The organism is Streptomyces sp. A 4/2 (genome assembly GCF_940670765.1).
GTDB lineage: Bacteria > Actinomycetota > Actinomycetes > Streptomycetales > Streptomycetaceae > Streptomyces.
In genome coordinates this window covers 204398-223615 of the sequence record NZ_CALNVW010000037.1, presented here as the reverse complement: position 1 = coordinate 223615, position 19218 = coordinate 204398, and the positions used below count along the sequence as shown (strand labels likewise).

17 protein-coding genes are annotated in these 19218 nt (G+C 69.4%); 7 read left to right on the top strand and 10 right to left on the bottom strand.

What is annotated here, in order from left to right:
* Nucleotides 1-34: 34 nt before the first annotated feature.
* The 3 genes from NBY69_RS27925 to coxB are packed head-to-tail and all read right to left on the bottom strand — an operon-like array spanning nt 35 to nt 3125.
* A complete protein-coding gene (locus NBY69_RS27925; protein WP_250304599.1) occupies nt 35-433 on the bottom strand; it encodes a cytochrome c oxidase subunit 4 in 399 nt (132 codons plus the stop codon).
* The gene (gene ctaD, locus NBY69_RS27920) at nt 430-2163 is read right to left on the bottom strand and encodes a cytochrome c oxidase subunit I (RefSeq protein ID WP_250304598.1); all 1734 of its coding nucleotides are present in this window, start codon (nt 2161-2163) and stop codon (nt 430-432) included. Before ctaD ends, NBY69_RS27925 begins: the two co-directional genes overlap by 4 nt.
* Nucleotides 2160-3125: a cytochrome c oxidase subunit II gene (gene coxB / locus NBY69_RS27915; protein ID WP_250304596.1), complete on the bottom strand. Its 966-nt coding sequence runs from the start codon at nt 3123-3125 to the stop codon at nt 2160-2162. Before coxB ends, ctaD begins: the two co-directional genes overlap by 4 nt.
* 260 nt (nt 3126-3385) lie before the next feature.
* Between coxB and NBY69_RS27910 the strand changes: the two genes are divergently transcribed.
* On the top strand, nt 3386-4801 hold the full coding sequence (locus tag NBY69_RS27910; RefSeq protein ID WP_250304594.1) for a cysteine desulfurase/sulfurtransferase TusA family protein: 1416 nt from the start codon (nt 3386-3388) through the stop codon (nt 4799-4801).
* Nucleotides 4802-4814: 13 nt separating this feature from the next.
* On the opposite strand, the gene NBY69_RS27905 is transcribed toward NBY69_RS27910, so the two are convergent.
* Nucleotides 4815-5789, bottom strand: a complete 975-nt coding sequence (locus tag NBY69_RS27905; RefSeq protein ID WP_250304591.1) for a carbohydrate kinase family protein — start codon at nt 5787-5789, stop codon at nt 4815-4817.
* Nucleotides 5790-5919: 130 nt separating this feature from the next.
* On the opposite strand from NBY69_RS27905, the gene NBY69_RS27900 reads away from it, so the two are divergent.
* Both NBY69_RS27900 and NBY69_RS27895 read left to right on the top strand, forming a co-directional pair.
* Nucleotides 5920-6117, top strand: coding sequence for a hypothetical protein (locus tag NBY69_RS27900; RefSeq protein WP_250304589.1), 198 nt, complete (start codon nt 5920-5922; stop codon nt 6115-6117).
* A gap of 168 nt (nt 6118-6285) precedes the next feature.
* Nucleotides 6286-7707 (top strand): hypothetical protein, encoded by a 1422-nt coding sequence (locus NBY69_RS27895; RefSeq protein ID WP_250304587.1) that lies wholly within the window; start codon nt 6286-6288, stop codon nt 7705-7707.
* A gap of 123 nt (nt 7708-7830) precedes the next feature.
* Here the strand turns inward: NBY69_RS27895 and NBY69_RS27890 are convergent, their stop codons facing one another.
* On the bottom strand, nt 7831-8187 hold the full coding sequence (locus NBY69_RS27890; RefSeq protein WP_250304585.1) for an iron-sulfur cluster assembly accessory protein: 357 nt from the start codon (nt 8185-8187) through the stop codon (nt 7831-7833).
* 311 nt (nt 8188-8498) lie between these two features.
* Here NBY69_RS27890 and nadA point away from each other — a divergent pair, with 311 nt between their 5' ends.
* Nucleotides 8499-9689 (top strand): quinolinate synthase NadA, encoded by a 1191-nt coding sequence (gene nadA, locus NBY69_RS27885; RefSeq protein ID WP_250304583.1) that lies wholly within the window; start codon nt 8499-8501, stop codon nt 9687-9689.
* An 82-nt stretch (nt 9690-9771) separates the two neighbouring features.
* On the opposite strand, the gene NBY69_RS27880 is transcribed toward nadA, so the two are convergent.
* The 5 genes from NBY69_RS27880 to NBY69_RS27860 all read right to left on the bottom strand — a co-directional run bounded on the left by NBY69_RS27880 (nt 9772) and on the right by NBY69_RS27860 (nt 16247).
* The gene (locus NBY69_RS27880) at nt 9772-12927 is read right to left on the bottom strand and encodes an efflux RND transporter permease subunit (RefSeq protein WP_250304581.1); all 3156 of its coding nucleotides are present in this window, start codon (nt 12925-12927) and stop codon (nt 9772-9774) included.
* 156 nt (nt 12928-13083) lie between these two features.
* A complete protein-coding gene (locus NBY69_RS27875) occupies nt 13084-13767 on the bottom strand; it encodes a response regulator transcription factor (RefSeq protein WP_250304579.1) in 684 nt (227 codons plus the stop codon).
* On the bottom strand, nt 13764-15026 hold the full coding sequence (locus tag NBY69_RS27870) for a sensor histidine kinase (protein WP_250304578.1): 1263 nt from the start codon (nt 15024-15026) through the stop codon (nt 13764-13766). Before NBY69_RS27870 ends, NBY69_RS27875 begins: the two co-directional genes overlap by 4 nt.
* Nucleotides 15027-15182: 156 nt before the next feature.
* Nucleotides 15183-15461, bottom strand: coding sequence for a PspA-associated protein PspAA (locus NBY69_RS27865; protein ID WP_250304576.1), 279 nt, complete (start codon nt 15459-15461; stop codon nt 15183-15185).
* A 9-nt stretch (nt 15462-15470) separates the two neighbouring features.
* Nucleotides 15471-16247: a PspA/IM30 family protein gene (locus tag NBY69_RS27860; protein WP_250304574.1), complete on the bottom strand. Its 777-nt coding sequence runs from the start codon at nt 16245-16247 to the stop codon at nt 15471-15473.
* A gap of 348 nt (nt 16248-16595) precedes the next feature.
* Here NBY69_RS27860 and NBY69_RS27855 point away from each other — a divergent pair, with 348 nt between their 5' ends.
* From NBY69_RS27855 to NBY69_RS27845, 3 genes are all read left to right on the top strand, one after another.
* Complete coding sequence (locus tag NBY69_RS27855; protein WP_250304572.1) at nt 16596-17192, top strand: DUF3043 domain-containing protein; 597 nt, start codon at nt 16596-16598, stop codon at nt 17190-17192.
* 86 nt (nt 17193-17278) lie between these two features.
* Nucleotides 17279-17986: a bifunctional 2-polyprenyl-6-hydroxyphenol methylase/3-demethylubiquinol 3-O-methyltransferase UbiG gene (locus NBY69_RS27850; RefSeq protein ID WP_250304570.1), complete on the top strand. Its 708-nt coding sequence runs from the start codon at nt 17279-17281 to the stop codon at nt 17984-17986.
* A gap of 76 nt (nt 17987-18062) precedes the next feature.
* Entirely contained in the window at nt 18063-19157 is a 1095-nt protein-coding gene (locus NBY69_RS27845) for a S1C family serine protease (protein ID WP_250304568.1), read from the top strand.
* Nucleotides 19158-19218 lie beyond the last annotated feature (61 nt).

The following is a 19218-nucleotide window of genomic DNA, read 5'->3' as shown; positions in this document are numbered from 1 at the left end:
ATGGCGTCCGGGCCTCTCGTGCGGTGGAGCGGTCCTACTGGTTCTGGTTCTCTCCGCGGTAGAACTCGAACACCCAGCCCCAGAGGCCGATCACGACGAGCGGTGCCGAGAAGTACAGCAGCCACCAGCCCATCGCGATGGCCAGGAAGGCGAGCGCACCGCCGATGGCCAGCGAGATCGGCTGCCAGCTGTGCGGGGCGAAGAACCCGACCTCACCGGCGTCGTCCGCGACGTCGGCCTCCTTGTCGTCCATCGCGCCGGCATCGATCCGCTTGGCCGTGAAGGCCAGGTAGAAACCGATCATGATGCTCAGCCCGAAGGCCATGAAGAGTGCCGTGGTACCGGCTGCCTCCTTCGACCACACGCCGTAGACGACCGCTACGGCGAGGATGAAGACGGCCAGCCAGATGAACATCTTTCCCTGGACCTTCACTTGCCCGCCTCCTTGCCACCGGCGAGGGCCGCTTCGGCACCGTGGTTCTCGAGCTGGTCGAGAGCCGCGATCTCAGGGTGGTGCAGGTCGAACGCCGGGGATTCGGAACGGATCCGCGGCAGGGTGGTGAAGTTGTGCCGGGGCGGCGGGCAGGACGTCGCCCATTCGAGCGAACGCCCGTAGCCCCACGGGTCGTCGACCTCGATCTTCTTCCCGTACTTGGCGGTCTTCCAGACGTTGTAGAAGAACGGCAGGATCGACAGGCCCAGCAGGAAGGAGCTGATGGTCGAGATCGTGTTCAGCGTGGTGAAGCCGTCAGCGGCGAGGTAGTCCGCGTAACGCCGCGGCATGCCCTCGACACCCAGCCAGTGCTGCACCAGGAACGTGCCGTGGAAGCCCACGAACAGCGTCCAGAAGGTGATCTTGCCCAGTCGCTCGTCCAGCATCTTGCCGGTGAACTTCGGCCACCAGAAGTGGAATCCGGAGAACATCGCGAACACCACGGTGCCGAAGATGACGTAGTGGAAGTGCGCGACGACGAAGTACGAGTCGGAGACGTGGAAGTCCATCGGGGGCGAGGCCAGGATCACGCCGGTCAGACCACCGAAGGTGAAGGTGATCAGGAAGCCGACGGCCCAGAGCATCGGTGTCTCGAAGGACAGCGACCCCTTCCACATCGTGCCGATCCAGTTGAAGAACTTCACACCGGTCGGCACCGCGATCAGGAAGGTCATGAAGGAGAAGAACGGCAGCAGCACACCGCCGGTGACGTACATGTGGTGCGCCCACACCGTCACCGAAAGACCGGCGATCGAAATGGTGGCGGCGACCAGGCCGATGTATCCGAACATCGGCTTTCTGGAGAACACTGGAATCACTTCGGAAATAATTCCGAAGAATGGCAACGCGATGATGTACACCTCTGGATGGCCGAAGAACCAGAAGAGGTGTTGCCATAGGAGCGCGCCGCCATTTGACGCATCGAATACATGAGCGCCGAACTTGCGGTCCGCCTCCAGCGCGAAGAGTGCGGCGGCGAGGACCGGGAAGGCCAGCAGGACCAGAACACCGGTCAGCAGGACGTTCCACACGAAGATCGGCATCCGGAACATCGTCATGCCGGGCGCGCGCATGCAGATGATCGTGGTGATGAAGTTGACCGAACCGAGGATCGTGCCGAAGCCGGAGAAGGCCAGACCCATGATCCACATGTCGGCACCCACACCCGGCGAGCGGACGGCGTCCGACAGCGGGGAGTAGGCGAACCAGCCGAAGTCGGCCGCGCCCTGCGGGGTGATGAAGCCACCGACCGCGATGAGCGAGCCGAAGAGGTACAGCCAGTACGCGAACATGTTCAGCCGCGGGAACGCCACATCGGGCGCGCCGATCTGCAACGGCATGATCCAGTTCGCGAACCCGGCGAACAACGGCGTCGCGAACATCAGCAGCATGATCGTGCCGTGCATCGTGAACGCCTGGTTGAACTGCTCGTTCGACACGATCTGCGTGCCCGGACGGGCCAGCTCGGCCCGCATCACGAGGGCCAGCACACCGCCGATGCAGAAGAACGCGAACGAGGTGACCAGATACATCGTGCCGATCGTCTTGTGGTCAGTGGTGGTCAGCCACTTGATGACGACGTTTCCCGGCTCTTTGCGCCGTACCGGCAGCTCGCTCTCGTAGGAGTCGTTTGCTGCCGCGGCACCCTGGGGTTCGTTGAGGATGCTCACAGGTTGTTCGTCTCCGCGTTCTTGGCGTGGCCAGTCTGCGCGATCCCGGCGGGGATGTAGCCCTTCTGGTGCTCATTCGCCAGGTCCTTGAGGTGCTGCTTGTAGCGCTCCGGAGAGACGACCTTCACATTGAAGAGCATCCGGGAGTGGTCTACGCCGCAGAGCTCAGCGCACTTGCCCCTGAAGGTGCCTTCCTGGTTGGGAGTCACCTCGAAGGAGTTGGTGTGGCCCGGAACAACGTCCATCTTCATGAGGAACGGCACCACCCAGAAGTCATGGATGACGTCGCGCGAAGTCAGAACGAAGCGGACCTTCTCCCCCTTCGGCAGCCACAGGGTGGGACCCGGGTTGCCGTTCTGCGGGTTCCGGGTTGCCGGAGTGCCGACGTCGTAGACGCCTTCGGCCCCCTTGGGGAATTGCTTGGTGAAGCGGTCCGGAATGTCGGACAGCTCAGCGGTCTTCGCAGCGTTGCCCGTGGCCGGGTTCCCATCCACGTCCTCGATGTAGTTGAAGCCCCAGCTCCACTGGAAGCCGACCACGTTGACCGTGTGGGCGGGCTTCGGCGAGAGGCTGAGCAACTTCGACTCATCGCGGGCGGTGAAGTAGAAGAGCACCGAGACGATGATGAGGGGGACCACGGTGTACAGCGCCTCGATGGGCATGTTGTACCGCGTCTGCGGAGGTACCTCCACCTTGGTCCGGCTACGCCGGTGGAAGATGACACTCCAGATGATCAACCCCCACACCAGCACGCCCGTGGCGAGCGCTGCCGCCCACGAGCCCTGCCAGAGGGAGAGGATCCGAGGTGCCTCTTCCGTTACCGGGGTGGGCATACCAAGGCGGGGGAAATCCTTGTACGAGCAACCTGTAGCGGTCACAAGGATCAGGCCCGCAGTCAGCACCTGCGGCAGCTTCCGCCGCATCGGGCGCCGCGACGAGCGGTCGGAGCCGTTGGGACTCACGTAGCGCCTTCCCGAGAGTCTCGCCCGTGCGGCCGGCTGCGGCCGCATCGAGGTCGGTCGCCGGTCCTGCTCCGGGCAGGGGTTTGGATGTTTATGCGGACCAAACCCTACTGGAGGCCATTTGGGGCCGCGCGGGGAGGGTGCCCAACGCGCCGTCCGACACCCCGAAGGGGTGGAATCCCGGCTTCCGGCGGCGATCTGACGGTCTCTCCCCTGACGGTGCGGACCGGCCGCGCGAGGGCGGCGGCTAGCGTGGCGCCGTGCCCTACTTCGATGCCGCCTCCTCCGCGCCTCTGCACCCCGTCGCACGTCAGGCCCTGCAAGCCTCCCTGGACGAAGGCTGGGCCGATCCGGCCCGCCTGTACCGGGAAGGGCGGCGGGTGCGGCTGCTGCTCGACGCGGCGCGGGAGGCGGCGGCCGAGGCGGTCGGGTGCCGCCCCGACGAACTCGTGTTCACCTCTTCCGGGACCCGCGCGGTCCACTCAGGAATTGCCGGAGCACTTTCTGGGCGTCGGCGTGTCGGCGGCCACCTGGTGGTGTCGGCGGTCGAACACTCTTCGGTACTCCACTCGGCCGCCGCCCACGAGGCGGCCGGCGGTTCGGTGACCGAGGTGGCGGTGGGGCGGGCCGGGGCGGTGACCCCGGACGCGTACGCCGCCGCGCTGACCGGGACCACCGCCCTGGCGTGTCTGCAGTCCGCGAACCACGAGGTCGGCACGGAACAGCCGGTCGCCGAGGTCGCCGAGGCGTGCCGGGAGGCGGGTGTGCCGCTGCTGGTGGACGCGGCGCAGTCGCTGGGGTGGGGGCCGGTACGGGGCGCCTGGTCGCTGCTCGCCGCGAGTGCGCACAAATGGGGCGGACCGGCCGGAGTGGGGCTGCTCGCCGTACGGAAGGGTGTGAGGTTCGTCCCTCAAGGCCCGGCCGACGAGCGGGAGTCCGGGCGGGCAGCCGGCTTCGAGAACGTCCCGGCGATCGTGGCCGCGGCGGCGTCGCTGCGCGCGGTCCGGGCCGAGGCGGACGCCGAAGGGGTGCGGCTGCGGGGGCTGGTGGACCGGATCAGGGCCCGGGTGCCGGAGCTGGTGCCCGATGTCGAGGTGGTCGGCGATCCGCTGCGGCGGCTGCCGCATCTCGTGACGTTCTCCTGTCTCTATGTCGACGGGGAGACTCTGCTGCACGAGTTGGACCGGGCCGGTTTCTCCGTGTCGTCCGGTTCGTCCTGCACCAGCAGCACGCTGACGCCCAGTCATGTGCTGCGGGCGATGGGGGTGCTCTCCGAGGGGAACGTACGGATCTCCCTGCCGGTCGGCACGGCCGAGGAGGACGTGGAGCGGTTCCTGGCGGTGCTGCCGGGGGTGGTCCGCTCGGTACGGGAGCGGCTGGGCGTCGGCGACGCGGCCGGGGCCCCGGCGGAGCCGGTGCCGGAAGCGGCACCGGACTCCGGGGCCGGGGTGGACACGCTCGTGGTGGACGCGCTCGGCAAGCGGTGCCCGATCCCGGTGATCGAGCTCGCCAAGGTGATCGGGAAGGTACCGGTCGGCGGGGTGGTGACGGTGCTCTCGGACGACGAGGCGGCCCGGCTGGACGTACCGGCGTGGTGCGAGATGCGCGGGCAGGGATACGAGGGGGCGCACCCGGCCGACGGGGGTACCGCCTACCGGGTGCGCCGGGTGTCCTGAGCGCCCCGTCGGGTTACGGGAGGTGGGACTGCACCTCGGTGGCCGCCTCGTGGCCGTACGCCTTGGTGAAGCGGTCCATGAAGTTGGTGCGGCTCAGCGTGTACTCCTGGGTGCCCACCGTCTCGATCACCAGCGTCGCCAGCATGCAGCCGACCTGCGCCGCGCGCTCCAGGCTGACGCCCCAGGCGAGGCCCGACAGGAAGCCCGCGCGGAACGCGTCGCCGACGCCCGTCGGGTCGGCCTTGGTCTCCTCCTCCGCGCAGCCGACGACGATCGGGGCCTCGCCGACGCGGTCGATACGGACGCCCTGGGCGCCGAGCGTGGTGACCCGGTGGCCGACCTTGGCCAGGATCTCCTCGTCGGTCCAGCCGGTCTTGGACTCGATGAGCCCCTTCTCGTACTCGTTGGAGAAGAGGTAGGTGGCGTCCGCGAGGAGCGTACGGATGTCCTCGCCGCTCATCCGGGCGATCTGCTGCGAGAAGTCCGCGGCGAAGGGGATCGAGCGGGTGCGGCACTCCTCCGTGTGGCGGAGCATCGCCTCGGGGTCGTCCGCGCCGATCAGCACCAGGTCCAGTCCGCCGACGCGCTCGGCGACCGACTGGAGCTCGATCAGGCGGGCCTCGCTCATGGCGCCCGTGTAGAAGGAACCGATCTGGTTGTGGTCGGCGTCGGTGGTGCACACGAAGCGGGCGGTGTGCAGGACCTCCGAGATCCGGACCGCCCTGGTGTCCACGCCGTGGCGGTCGAGCCAGGCACGGTACTCGTCGAAGTCCGAGCCGGCCGCGCCGACCAGGATCGGGCGGGTGCCGAGCTGGCCCATGCCGAAGCAGATGTTGGCGCCGACGCCTCCCCGCCGTACGTCGAGATTGTCGACGAGGAAGGAGAGCGAGACCGTGTGGAGCTGGTCGGCGACCAGCTGGTCGGCGAAGCGGCCGGGGAAGGTCATGAGGTGGTCGGTGGCGATGGAGCCGGTGACTGCGATGCGCACGGCGAAGACACTCCTGCGGAGGAGGGAGGCGGACACCTCACGCTACCGGTTCGTACACCACGGGCCGAAGGGGCGAAACTACCCGATAGTAGGGCTTTCTTCGCATGCGTCCTGTGCTTACGGTTCTGATATGTCGAACTCCATCGCCCGGCCCGAGCCCGAAGCAGACCTGAACGACCTGCGCGGCGACTGCGCGCGCATGGCACCGCACTGGGTGGCGCCCCCGAGTGCCGCGCCCGCCCCGGTCCCCCCGTCGCACATCCACGGGGTCACGGTCCCGCCCGCCTCCGCGCGGCTGATCGACGGGATGTCCGAGTACGGGGACTGAACCGCGCCCGGTGGCACCACGCCACTGATCCGCACAGCCGCCCCCCGCAGCTGAAACGCTCCGGGAGATCCGAGGGAACCGTGTGCTCCCCCGCCCCGTCCCACCGGTGTTCCTTCTTACGGAGGACATGACATACGGGACACGGCAGCGGAGTCGAAGGAGCATGCGGTGAGCAGTGAGCGACCCGAACACGACACAGCACGTCCCCGTGGGCGGCGGTCCCCCGCGGTCGTCACCTCGGTGGCGGCGGCGGTACTGCTGGCCGGGGGCGGCGGGGCCTACTGGGCCTCCGCGTCCGTCGGCGGCGGCAGTACGGAGAGCAGCGGCGGCAGCGGCCCGCCCCCGCTCGCCCTGGACAGCGCGGCGCAGCACGGCGGCCCCGTCACCGGTATCGCGCCCGGCGAGCCGGACCCCGGCGGAACCGTCTACCGCGCCCGGGGCCCGCTTCCCGCCGGACCGGGCAAGGCTCCGGTGTACCGCGCCGACGGCGCCGTCACCGCGGCCGAGGTGACCCGGCTCGCCCAGGCGCTCGGCGTGACGGGCACGCCCCGGCTGGTGGGTACGTCCTGGAGGGTCGGCGCCGACAAGGACGGTTCGGGGCCGCTGCTCCAGGTCGCCCAGCAGGCGCCCGGCACCTGGACCTACGCCAGGTTCGGCAGCGGAGGGAGCGACAACTGCCCCCAGGGGAAGGGCTGTTCGGCCGACGGGACCGCGCCGGGCGGCAGTGGTACGGCGGTGAGCGAGCAGGCGGCGAAGGCCGCAGCCGCTCCGGTACTGAAGGCGCTGGGGCAGGACGACGCGAAGCTCGACGCCGGGCAGTTGACGGGTTCGGTGCGGGTGGTGAACGCCGACCCGAAGGTCGGCGGACTGCCCACCTACGGCTGGGCGACCGGGCTCCGGATCGGCTCGTCCGGCCAACTGGTCGGCGGCAGCGGGCAGTTGAAGGAACCGGTCAAGGGGGCCGAGTATCCGCTGGTCGGCGCCGCCGAGGCGCTGAAGCAGCTGAACGCGCCCGCGGTGGGGGCAGGAAAGAGCGGCAGCTGCGCCACCGTCGAACCGCTCGCCGAGGGCGTCACGCCCGGTCCGGGCAGCGAGAAGTCCTGTGGACCCTCCTCCCGCCCCCCCGAGCGCACGCCGGTGACCATCGACCGTGCGGAGCTGGGGCTCGCGGCGCAGCTGGTCGGCGGGCGGCAGACGCTCGTACCGTCATGGCTGTTCGAGACGGAGCCGACGGGCGACGCCCGGCTCCGCACGGTCACGGCGACGGCGGTGGATCCCCGCTACCTGACGCACCCCGAACCGCCGCCGGGGCGCAACCACCCGGGTACGGACCAGAAGCTGAAGTCCTACAGCACCGACGGGCGGAGTCTGACGGTGCACTTCTGGGGCGGGGTGTGCGGTACGTACGACGCGCGGGCGAGCGAGAGCAAGGGCGCGGTACGGGTGACGGTCGACGGACCGAACCGCGAGCCGGGGAAGATCTGTGTCGCGCTGGCCAAGGACGTGACGCAGACGGTCACCCTGGACCAGCCGCTGGGCAGCCGGAAGGTCGTCGACGCGGCGAGCGGTGACGCGGTCCCGCAGTTGTAGCGGGCGGCACGGCGGAGCGAAAAGGCGGCGGCCCCCAGGATCATCCCGGGGGCCGCCGCCTTCGCGTGTGCTTCGTGCGTCCTCGGCGGACGCGCACCAGCTGGTACAGGCCTGGGCCAGGTCCTAGCTGAACGAGTCGCCGCAGGCGCAGGAGCCGGAGGCGTTCGGGTTGTCGATGGTGAAGCCCTGCTTCTCGATGGTGTCGACGAAGTCGACGGAGGCGCCACCCAGGTACGGGGCGCTCATCCGGTCGGTGACGACCTTGACTCCACCGAAGTCCTTGACCACATCGCCGTCGAGCGAGCGCTCGTCGAAGAAGAGCTGATAGCGGAGGCCCGAGCAGCCGCCCGGCTGAACGGCGACGCGCAGGGCGAGGTCGTCACGGCCTTCCTGGTCGAGCAGGGCCTTGACCTTGGACGCGGCGGCGTCGGACAGGAGGATGCCGTCACTCACCGTGGTCTTCTCGTCCGATACGGACATCTGCTTCACTCCCGGGCTGGGGTCTCCCCGCCCTGAGGCAGGGGAAGTACGGACTGCTTGCCGACTCGTGCAACCGGCGGGGCCGCGGATTCATTCCGGGCCTGGCACTTCTCTTACGCGTTCATGCTCGCACACCCCCTCCGCGGAGTCACAGATCCGCGGGATCGGGGATACGTCACATCGACGAGATCGCCATCGTCAAGGTGACGTGAAGCAGTTATGATAGATAACGTCATTTCGACGAGAAGCCTCCGGTGTCCGCACCGGTTCCTGGAGCGGCCACACGCCGCGCCGAACTTGGAAAAGAAAGGGTGCGTGTCGTGACCACCGCCCAAACCCGTCAGGACCTCGATGTCCAGCCGTCGCCCCTCGCGCTGCTGCTGCTCGGCCGGGAGGCCGACCCGAAGAGCGAGCGTGGCGTGGAGTGCCCCGGCGACCTGCCGTCCCCGTCCGACCCGGACCTGGTGGAGCGCGCCCGCGCGGCCAAGGAGAAGCTCGGGGACAAGGTCTTCGTGCTCGGCCACCACTACCAGCGTGACGAGGTCATCCAGTTCGCCGACGTCACCGGCGACTCCTTCAAGCTCGCCCGCGACGCGGCCGACAGGCCGGGGGCCGAGTACATCGTCTTCTGCGGTGTGCACTTCATGGCCGAGTCGGCGGACATCCTGACCTCCGCCGACCAGAAGGTGGTCCTCCCGGACCTCGCGGCCGGCTGCTCGATGGCCGACATGGCCACGGCCGAGCAGGTCGCCGAGTGCTGGGACGTGCTGACCGACGCCGGTATCTCCGAGCGGGTCGTCCCCGTCTCGTACATGAACTCCTCCGCCGACATCAAGGCCTTCACCGGCCGGCACGGTGGCACGATCTGTACGTCGTCGAACGCGAAGCGGGCCCTGGAGTGGGCCTTCGAGCAGGGCGAGCAGGTGCTGTTCCTGCCCGACCAGCACCTGGGCCGGAACACCGCGGTCCGGGACCTGGGGATGTCGCTCGACGACTGCGTCCTCTACAACCCGCACAAGCCGAACGGCGGCCTGACCGTCGAGCAGCTGCGCAACGCCAAGATGATCCTCTGGCGCGGGCACTGCTCGGTGCACGGGCGCTTCTCGCTGGACTCGGTCAACGACGTACGTGAGCGGATACCCGGTGTACGGGTGCTGGTCCACCCCGAGTGCAAGCACGAGGTCGTGTCGGCGGCGGACGAGGTCGGCTCGACGGAGTACATCATCAAGGCCCTCGACGCGGCGCCCGCCGGTTCGAAGTGGGCGATCGGGACCGAGCTGAACCTGGTCCGGCGGGTGGCGAACGCCCACCCGGACAAGGAGATCGTCTTCCTCGACAAGACGGTCTGCTTCTGCTCGACGATGAACCGGATCGATCTGCCGCATCTGGTGTGGACGCTGGAGTCGCTGGCCGAGGGGAACCTCGTGAACCGGATCGAGGTCGATCCGGAGACGGAGAAGTACGCGAAGCTGGCGCTGGAGCGGATGCTGGCGCTGCCGTAGCGCTCCCGGCACTTTCCCCGCCCGGGACACCCCGCGGCCCCCGCACCGGATTCCGGTGCGGGGGCCGCGGTCGTGCGAGATGTCAGACGTTCACCGGCTCCGGCTCGTCCGAGGACGTGTCGGCGCCGGACCGGGGCTGCGCCCCGCCCTTCTGGGCCCGCTTCAGTTCCTTCTTCTTCGCCCGGCGCTCCTTGCGGAGCTCCACCATCGCGTAGAGGGTCGGCACCAGCAGCAGCGTCAGCAGCGTCGACGTGATCAGACCGCCGATCACCACCACGGCCAGCGGCTGCGAGATGAAGCCGCCCTCACCGGTGACGCCGAGCGCCATCGGGAGCAGCGCGAAGATGGTCGCCAGCGCGGTCATCAGGATCGGCCGCAGACGGTGCCTGCCGCCCTCCACGACCGCTTCGACCACGCCGAGACCACGCGACCTGTACTGGTTGATCAGGTCGATCAGCACGATCGCGTTGGTGACCACGATGCCGATGAGCATCAGCATGCCGATCATCGCCGGGACACCCATCGGGGTGCCGGTGACGATCAGCAGGCCGAGCGCGCCGGTCGCCGCGAACGGGATCGAGACCAGCAGGATCAGCGGCTGGACCAGCGAGCGGAACGTCGCGACCAGGAGCATGAAGACGATCGCGATGGCCGCCAGCATGGCCAGCGCCAGGTTCTTGAACGCGCTGCTCTGGTCGGACGAGACGCCGCCGATCTCGACGGTCGCGCCGCTGGGCAGCGCCTTCTTGACGTCATTGATCTTGGTCTGCAGCGCGGTGGTGACCGCGCCCGTGTTGTCACCGGTCGGCTTCGCCGTGATCGTCGCGGCGCGGGCGCCGTCGATCCGGGTCATCGAGACCGGGCCGGGGACCAGCTTCACCGTGGCGATGTCGCCGAGCTTGGCCGGGCCCAGGTCGAGGTTCTTCAGCTGGGCCAGGGTGGTGGCCGGGTGCGCCGCCTTCACGACGACGTCCCGCTCGGTGTCGTCCAGGATCGCCTTGCCCGACGTGGTGCCCTTGACCGCCTGGCCGACGGCCGCGCCCAGCGTCGTCTCGTTGAAGCCCGCGGCAGCCGCCTTGTCGTTGGCCTTCACGGAGATCCGCGGCACGCTCTGCGCCAGGTCGCTCTGTACGTCCTTGACGTCGTCGAGCTCGGCGACAGCGGCCCGTACCTGCTCGGCCGCCTTCTTGAGGGTGTCGCCGTCGCCCGCCTTCACGACGACGCTCAGGTCCTGGCTGCCGAAGCCGCCGCCACTGCCGACACTGGTGTCGCCGATGCCGTGGAGCTTGGCCAGGCCCTTCTCGATCCGGTCCTGGGTGGCGTCGTAGTCGGAGGCCTTCTTCAGGGTCACCTGGTACGAGGCCTGGTTGGCGCCCGTGCCACCGCCGAACGCGGCGGCGAAGCCGGAGGAGCCGACCGTGACCTGGTAGTCCTTGATGGTGTCGACGCCGTCGAGCAGCTTCTCGACCTTCTTGGCCGCGGTGTTCGCGGCCTCCAGGCTGGTGCCCGGGGTGAGCTTCTGGGTGAGCGACATGGTGTCCTGCTCGCCCTGGTCGAAGAAGTTGGTCTTGAGCAGCGGTGCCATGCCGAAGGTGGCCACGAGGACCACGGCGGCGATGATCAGGCTGGTGACCCGGCGCCGGGTCGCGAACTGGAGCACCGGGACGTAGAAGCGCTGGAGACGGCTGCGCTCCTCCTCCGCCTCGGCCGCGCGGCGCAGCTCCTCCGGGTCCACGCCCTCCGAGCCCTTCGGGGCGCGCAGGAACCAGTACGAGAAGACCGGGACCACGGTCAGCGACACCAGCAGCGAGGCGAGCAGCGCCGCCGTGACCGTGATGGAGAACGAGCCGAAGAGCTGGCCGACCATGCCGCCGACGAGGCCGATCGGCAGGAAGACCGCGACGGTGGTGAGGGTCGAGGACGTGACCGCTCCGGCGACCTCCTTCACCGCGGCGATGATCGCCGCCTGGCGCTCCTCGCCGTAGCTCAGATGCCGCTTGATGTTCTCCAGGACGACGATCGAGTCGTCGACGACGCGGCCGATCGCGATGGTCAGCGCGCCGAGGGTGAGCATGTTGAGCGAGAGGTTGTCGGTCCACAGCACGATCAGCGCGAGGAGCACCGAGAGCGGGATCGAGAGCGCCGTGACCAGCGTCGAGCGCAGCGACCTCAGGAAGAGCAGGATGACGATCACGGCGAAGAGCAGGCCGAGCGCGCCCTCGGTGGTGAGGCCGTTGATCGACTTGGAGACGGAGGGTCCCTGGTCGAAGGCGACCGTCAGGTCACTGCCGGAGCCGAGGGTCTTGCGCAGGTCGGGGAGCTTGTCCTTGACCGCGTCGGAGATGCCCACGGCGCTGCCGTCCTGGCCCATCGTCATGGCGATGGAGAGGCTGGGCTTGCCGTTCGTACGGGTGATGGAGGTCGCGGTGGCGGGCTGCTCCTGGACCTTGGCGATGTCGCCGAGCCGGACCGGCTTGGTCGGCTTGCCCATCGAGGACATGCCGGTGACGCGCAGGTCCTGGATCTGGTTCAGCGAGGTGTAGCCGCCGCCGACCTGGACCGTGCGGCTCTTGCCGTCCTCGGAGAACGAACCGGCCGGGAGCGTGGCGCCGCCCGCCTGGAGGGCCTGGCTGAGCGAGGCGGGGGTGAGTCCCGCGGCGGCCAGCTTCGCGCTGTCGGGGGTGACGGTGACCTGGAGGTCCTGCACGCCGTCGACGCTGACCTGGCCGACGCCGTCGATGTTCTGGAGGACCGGGACGACCGAGCGGTCGAGCTGGTCGGACAGCGCCTGCTGGTCCTTGTCGGAGGTGACCGAGAGCACGACGGTCGGGATGTCGTCCGTCGATCCGGCCACGACCTGCGGGTCGACGGAGTCGGGGATGTTGACCCGGGCGCGGTTCACGGCCTGCTGGACGTCGGCGACGAGCTGCTTGGTGCCGTTGCCGTACTCGAACTGGGCCATGATCACGGCGTTGCCCTCACTCGCCGTGGAGGTGACGCCCTTGATGCCGTCGACAGCCTTGATGGTGTCTTCGAGCGGTTCTACGACCTGCTTCTCGACCACATCCGGGGACGCACCCTGGTACGGAGCGAGAACCGACACCATCGGCAGTTCGATGGTGGGCAGCAGCTGCTGCTTGAGCTGCGGGATCGCTATCGCACCGAAGACGACGGCGACGATCGATATCAGCCCGATCAGGGCCCGTTGCGCGAGGCTGAATCTGGACAGCCAGGACATGGGGTCTCTCTTCTGTGGCGTGCGAGGCAGGTGTGACTGGAGGTATGGGTGGGCACGAATGACCCACCTATACCTTCAGCCATCCGGGGGCCCCGACGCGTCGCTCCCAGGTGCCTTCCCTTATGCGACGCATACCGCAGCTGGAGTAGGCCGCCGCTACGCCCTTGGGTGGACCAGGCCCGATTCGTAGGCGATTACCACCAATTGAGCCCGGTCGCGGGCGCCGAGTTTCGCCATCGCCCGGTTCACATGGGTCTTGACGGTGAGCGGGCTGACGACCAGCAGTTCGGCGATCTCGTCGTTGGAATGGCCGCCGCCGACCTGGACCAGCACCTGCCGCTCGCGGACGGTGAGGGCGGCGAGCCGTTCCGCGTACGCCTCGGGGTCCGCGGCTCCGTCCGCACTGCCGCCCTGGGCGAGGAACCGCGCGATGAGCCCCTTGGTGGCCACCGGGGACAGCAGGGCCTCACCGGCCGCGGCGACCCGGATCGCGTTGAGCAGTTCCTCCGGCTCGGCGCCCTTGCCGAGGAAGCCGGAGGCGCCCGCGCGCAGCGACTGCACGACGTACTCGTCCACCTCGAAGGTGGTGAGCATCACCACGTGCACGGCGGCGAGTTCCGGATCGGCGCTGATCATGCGGGTGGCCGCGAGGCCGTCCGTACCGGGCATCCGGATGTCCATCAGGACGACATCGGCGGCCTCGGAGCGGGCGAGGGCCACCGCCTGAGCGCCGTCCGCCGCCTCCCCGACGACCTCCATGTCGGGCTCCGAGTCCACCAGCACCCGGAACGCGCTGCGCAGCAGCGCCTGGTCGTCGGCGAGCAATACCCTGATCGTCATGCGTCCTCCCCTGCGCCGGCGTTGACCGGCAGTATCGCCTGGACGCGGAAGCCGCCGCCGTAGCGGGGGCCCGCCGTGCAGGAACCGCGCAGGGCGGCGGCCCGCTCCCGCATGCCGATCAGACCGTGGCCGCCGCCGTCGGCGGCCGTGCCGGGCGCGGTGTCCTCCGGCCGGGACGCGGGACCCTGGCCCACGCCGTTGTCGAGGACGGTGACCTCGACCGCCGGTCCGACGCGCACCACGCTGACCTCGGCCTTCGCCCCGGGGCCCGCGTGCTTGCGCACATTGGTCAGCGCCTCCTGGATGATCCGGTACGCGGCGAGGTCGACGGCTGCGGGCATGCCCGCCTCTTCGTGGTTGCAGGCCACCTCCACGGGCAGCCCCGCGTTGCGGAAGGTGCCGACCAGTTCGTCGAGCACCGCGAGGCCGGGGGCCGGTTCGGTGGGCGCCTCGGGGTCGCCGGACTGGCGCAACAGGCCGACGGTGGCACGCAGTTCGTTCAGTGCGGAGCGGCTGGCCTCCCGTACGTGCGCGAGCGCCTCCTTGGCCTGGTCGGGGCGTTTGTCCATGACGTGGGCGGCCACCCCTGCCTGCACGTTGACCAGGGCGATGTGGTGGGCGACGACGTCGTGCAGGTCGCGGGCGATCCGCAGCCGCTCCTCGGCGACCCGGCGGCGGGCCTCCTCGTCACGGGTGCGTTCGGCCCGCTCGGCCCTCTCCCGTATGGCATCGACGAAGGCACGGCGGCTGCGTACGGCGTCCCCTGCGGCCGAGGCCATTCCGGTCCACGCGAAGATTCCCAGGTTCTCCTGGGAGTACCAGGGGGTCTCGCTGAAGCACATCGCCGTCCCGGTGAGTACGGCCATGGTGACCAGCCCGACCCGCCAGGTGGTCGGGCGGTCGGTGCGGGCGGCGACCGTGCAGAGCGCGATGACCGCGCTCATCGCCACCAGGGTCGGTGGTTCACCGGAGATCAACTGGACCGCGGTGACCCCGCAGGTGACGGCGAGTACGGCCATCGGGGTGCGGCGGCGCAGGACCAGGGCCGCGGCGCCCACGCCCATCAGGACGAAGGTGTGGAACTGGGGGCTCCGGTGGCCGAAGGCCGGCCCTTCGGAGCCGCCGGTGTGGGCGAACGAACCGGCGACCATGCAGACCAGCGCGCCCAGCGCCAGGCCCGCGTCGAACGCCAGCGGGTGGGCGCGCAGCCAGACGGCGGCCCTGGCATAGCCGGTACCGGCTCTCGACGGAGAAGACACGTGGAACAACGGTACGGCGTGCCGCGCCGTGGTCGTACCGACCGGCGGACATGCACGGCCCCGGCACGGGCTCCGGGAACAGCGACGGCGCCCCGCCCCCGGAAGGGGTGCGGAGCGCCGTACGGCCGGAAACAGCGCCGGGGCCGGGGAACGGGCTCAGCCCGGGATCAGACCGTCGTCGTTCAGCATCTCCCTGACGTCCGCCAGCGTGGCCTCGGCGGGCGGCAGGATCAGCTCCGAGGGAGCCAGCGAGTCGTCCGGCAGCGGGGAACCGAGCTCCCGCACCTTGTCGAGCAGGGCGTGGAGCGTGCGCCGGAAGCCGGCTTCGTCGCCGCTCTGCACTTCGACGAGGAGCTCGTCGTCCAGCTTGTTGAGCTCGGTGAGGTGGCTGTCGGCCAGCTCCATCTGGCCTTCACCCATGATCCGTACGATCATGACGCTTCCCTACTGCTTGTCCAGATTCGGATGGGGCCGGTCCTGCGGCTCGCCGCCTTCGATGGCCTGCTTCGACGACGATCCGCCGGCCAGCTCGGCCTTCATGCGCTGCAGTTCCAGTTCCACATCCGTACCACCGGAGATCCGGTCCAGCTCGGCGGAGATGTCGTCCTTCCCCATGCCGGACTGGTCGTCCAGCGCGCCCGAGGCGAGCAGCTCGTCGATCGCACCGGCCCTGGCCTGCAGCTGGGCGGTCTTGTCCTCGGCCCGTGCGATGGCCTGGCCGACGTCGCCCATCTCCTCGGAGATACCCGAGAAGGATTCGGCGATCCGGGTCTGCGCCTGGGCCGCCGTGTAGGTGGCCTTGATGGTCTCCTTCTTCGTACGGAAGGCATCGACCTTGGCCTGCAGACGCTGGGCGGCGAGAGTGAGCTTCTCCTCCTCGCCCTGCAGCGTCTGGTGCTGCGTCTCCAGGTCCGTGACCTGCTGCTGCAGCGCGGCACGCCGCGACAGCGCTTCGCGGGCCAGGTCCTCACGACCCAGCGCGAGCGCCTTGCGCCCCTGGTCCTCCAGCTTGGAGGACTGACCCTGCAGCTGGTTCAGCTGCAGTTCGAGACGCTTGCGGGAGGTCGCCACGTCGGCGACCCCACGGCGTACCTTCTGAAGCAGTTCGAGCTGCTTCTGGTACGAGTAATCGAGGGTCTCGCGCGGATCCTCGGCCCGGTCCAGGGCCTTGTTGGCCTTCGCGCGGAAGATCATCCCCATACGCTTCATGACACCGCTCATGGGCTTCGCGCGCCCCCTTCTGACGGACTTCAGCTCCAGCACTTGAACCCACACTACGGGGCCTACATCCATTACCGCACTGTTCGGGACCGGATGCGCTCCTCCTCCAGGACGACCTGCGCCTGATCCGCTCCGGCGTAGGGAGTAGGTGGTTCCAGGGGAACGTCGGGGAACTACGGAAAAATCCATATGGATCCGGGAGATTTCAGGGGAATTCGAGAGAACTCCCGGGCATCCGGGATTCCCGGGGATCTCAGGAATCCCGGGAATCCCGGAGTGGGCGACCGTTGCCGGATCGTTCCCCCTCGGTTCTGGACCCCCGCACGCCACCCCGTACCCTTGGGTTTTGTGTTCCGAAGCCGCGCCAATGAAGAGAAGGCCCGCACCTCCAAGGTGACGACGGACCTCTCCAAGCAGCCCCGCGACCCGCAGGCCCCCAAAGGTCGCCCCACCCCCAAGCGGAGTGAGGCGCAGTCCCAGCGACGCCGCGCGGTCACTCCGACGACCGACCGCAAGGAGGCTGCCAAGCGCCAGCGTGACGCCCGCCGTGCGGACATGGCCAAGCAGCGCGAAGCCCTCGCCAGTGGCGACGAGCGCTACCTGCCGGCCCGCGACAAGGGCCGCGCCCGCCGCTTCGCCCGGGACTACGTCGACTCCCGCTGGTGCCTGGCCGAGTTCTTCCTGCCGCTCGCCGTGATCATCCTGGTGCTCAGCGTCATCCAGGTACCGGGCATCCAGAGCATCGCGCTGCTCCTCTGGCTCGTGGTGATCGTGCTGATCGTCATCGACTCGATCGGTGTCTGGTTCCGCCTGAAGAAGCAGCTGAACGAGCGCTTCCCGGACGAGCCGAAGCGCGGCGCCGTCGCCTACGGCCTGATGCGTACGCTCCAGATGCGCCGGATGCGTCTGCCGAAGCCGCAGGTCAAGCGCGGAGAACGGCCCTGAGCACGGGAACCTCGGGGTTCGACGGCGCCGCGTCCGCCTGGCTGAAGGGCCTCGGCGGACTGCGTAACACCGTCCGCCAGGAGCTCGTGGCGCGCCAGCTCGACGAGCAGCTGACGGCCCGCTTCCCGGTCGGACAGCGCCTGCGGATCCTCGACGTCGGTACGGGGCAGGGCACCCAGGCCCTGCGGCTGGCCCGTGCCGGGCACACGGTGACCGGCCTGGAGTCGGACCCCGTGATGCTCAAGGTGGCCCGTGACGCGCTGGCCACCGAGCCCGAGGGCATCCGCGAGCGGGTGCGGCTGCTGGACGGCGACGGCCGGGAGACCGGCGCGCACTTCCTCCCGGGCAGCTTCGACGTGGTGCTGTGCCACGGGGTGCTGATGTACGTGCCGGAGCCGGACGGGATGCTGGCGGGCCTGGCCCGGATGCTGGCGCCGGGCGGGCTGCTCTCGCTGCTGGTCCGCAACGCGGACGCACTGGCGATGCGGCCGGGGCTGGCGGCCGACTGGCCCACGGCCCTGGCGGCCTTCGACACCGACACGTACACCAACCGGCTCGGCCTGACGGTGCGCGCCGACCGGCTGGAAGCGCTGACGGCCACGCTGGCGGGGATCGCGGCCCCGCTGCACGCCTGGTACGGCGTGCGGGTCTTCACCGACAACGTGCCCAACGACGCGGAGCTGCCGTCGGCCCAGGAGCTGGACCAGCTGCTGGCCGCGGAGGACCGCGCCGGGCGCACCGAGCCGTACAAGAACGTGGCCGCGCTGCTGCACCTGTGCGGCGTACGGGGCTGACGTCCTCCCCTGACGCCTTCCCCTGATCGGCTCACACCGCAGGCAGACCTGATCCGGCAAAAGCGACACTACGGGCATGGACTCCTCCCGTAACCGTGGCCGTGTACACCGACTGCTGCTGCCCCTGACCGCGGGGATCTGTGCGGTCGCCCTGGTCGGCGGCTGTTCGGGCGCCGGTTCTTCCTCCCCGGCGCCCGGCTCCGGATCCACGCCGTCGGCCCTGCCCGCAGCGTCGTCGTCGAACGGTGGCAGCGGCCTGCAGACCAACTACGAGCAGGTCATCAAGAACGTCCTGCCCTCCGTCGTCCAGATCGTGTCGGGCAACGACCTCGGTTCGGGCATCGTCTACGACGACAAGGGCGACATCGTCACCAACGCCCATGTGGTCGGCAACGCGAAGCAGTTCAAGGTCACCTCGGCCACCGGCGGCACCCAGCTGAGCGCCAAGCTGGTCTCCAGCTACCCCGCGCAGGACCTCGCGGTCATCAAGCTCGACACGGTGCCCTCCCAGCTCAAGCCCGCCTCGTTCGCCCCGTCGTCGAAGGTCGACATGGGTCAGATCGTGCTCGCGATGGGCTCCCCGCTGGGGCTCTCCAGCAGCGTCACGCAGGGCATCGTCTCCGCCACCGGGCGCACCGTCAGCGAGAGCAGCGCGAACGGCGGCACCGGAGCGACCATCGGCAACATGGTGCAGACCTCGGCCGCGATCAACCCCGGCAACAGCGGCGGCGCCCTGGTCAACCTCGACGGCAAGGTCATCGGCATCCCCACCCTGGCGGCGACCGACCCGCAGCTGGGCAACGGCGCGGCGCCCGGCATCGGCTTCGCGATCCCCGCCTCGATGGTCACGAACATCGCCGACCAGATCATCAAGGACGGCAAGGTCACCAACTCCGGCCGGGCCGCCCTGGGCATCACCGGCCGGTCCGTCGTCAACGCCGGATTCCAGCCCGCCGGGGTCGCGGTGGTCGCCGTCACGAAGAACGGCGCCGCGGAGAAGGCCGGGCTGCGTACCGGGGACGTCATCACCCAGCTGGGCACCACCCCGATCGCCTCGTTGCCCGCGCTCTCCGAGGCGCTGGCCTCGTACAAGCCGGGTCAGCAGGTCAAGGTCGGCTACCAGCGCGACAGCGCCAAGAAGACGGTCGAGGTCACGCTGGGCGCGATGTAGGCGCCGGAGCGCACGGTCCGGCACGGGGAGGGGCGGCACCCGGCCGGGTGCCGCCCCTCCC

What these genes read in the sequence shown, in the direction of transcription:
- NBY69_RS27900 (WP_250304589.1), top strand. Translation starts at nt 5,920, where the DNA reads ATGTCGAACTCCATCGCCCGGCCCGAGCCCGAAGCAGACCTGAACGAC.
- NBY69_RS27890 (WP_250304585.1), bottom strand. Translation starts at nt 8,187, where the DNA reads ATGTCCGTATCGGACGAGAAGACCACGGTGAGTGACGGCATCCTCCTG.
- NBY69_RS27880 (WP_250304581.1), bottom strand. Translation starts at nt 12,927, where the DNA reads ATGTCCTGGCTGTCCAGATTCAGCCTCGCGCAACGGGCCCTGATCGGG.
- NBY69_RS27875 (WP_250304579.1), bottom strand. Translation starts at nt 13,767, where the DNA reads ATGACGATCAGGGTATTGCTCGCCGACGACCAGGCGCTGCTGCGCAGC.
- NBY69_RS27865 (WP_250304576.1), bottom strand. Translation starts at nt 15,461, where the DNA reads ATGATCGTACGGATCATGGGTGAAGGCCAGATGGAGCTGGCCGACAGC.
- NBY69_RS27860 (WP_250304574.1), bottom strand. Translation starts at nt 16,247, where the DNA reads ATGAGCGGTGTCATGAAGCGTATGGGGATGATCTTCCGCGCGAAGGCC.
- NBY69_RS27845 (WP_250304568.1), top strand. Translation starts at nt 18,063, where the DNA reads ATGGACTCCTCCCGTAACCGTGGCCGTGTACACCGACTGCTGCTGCCC.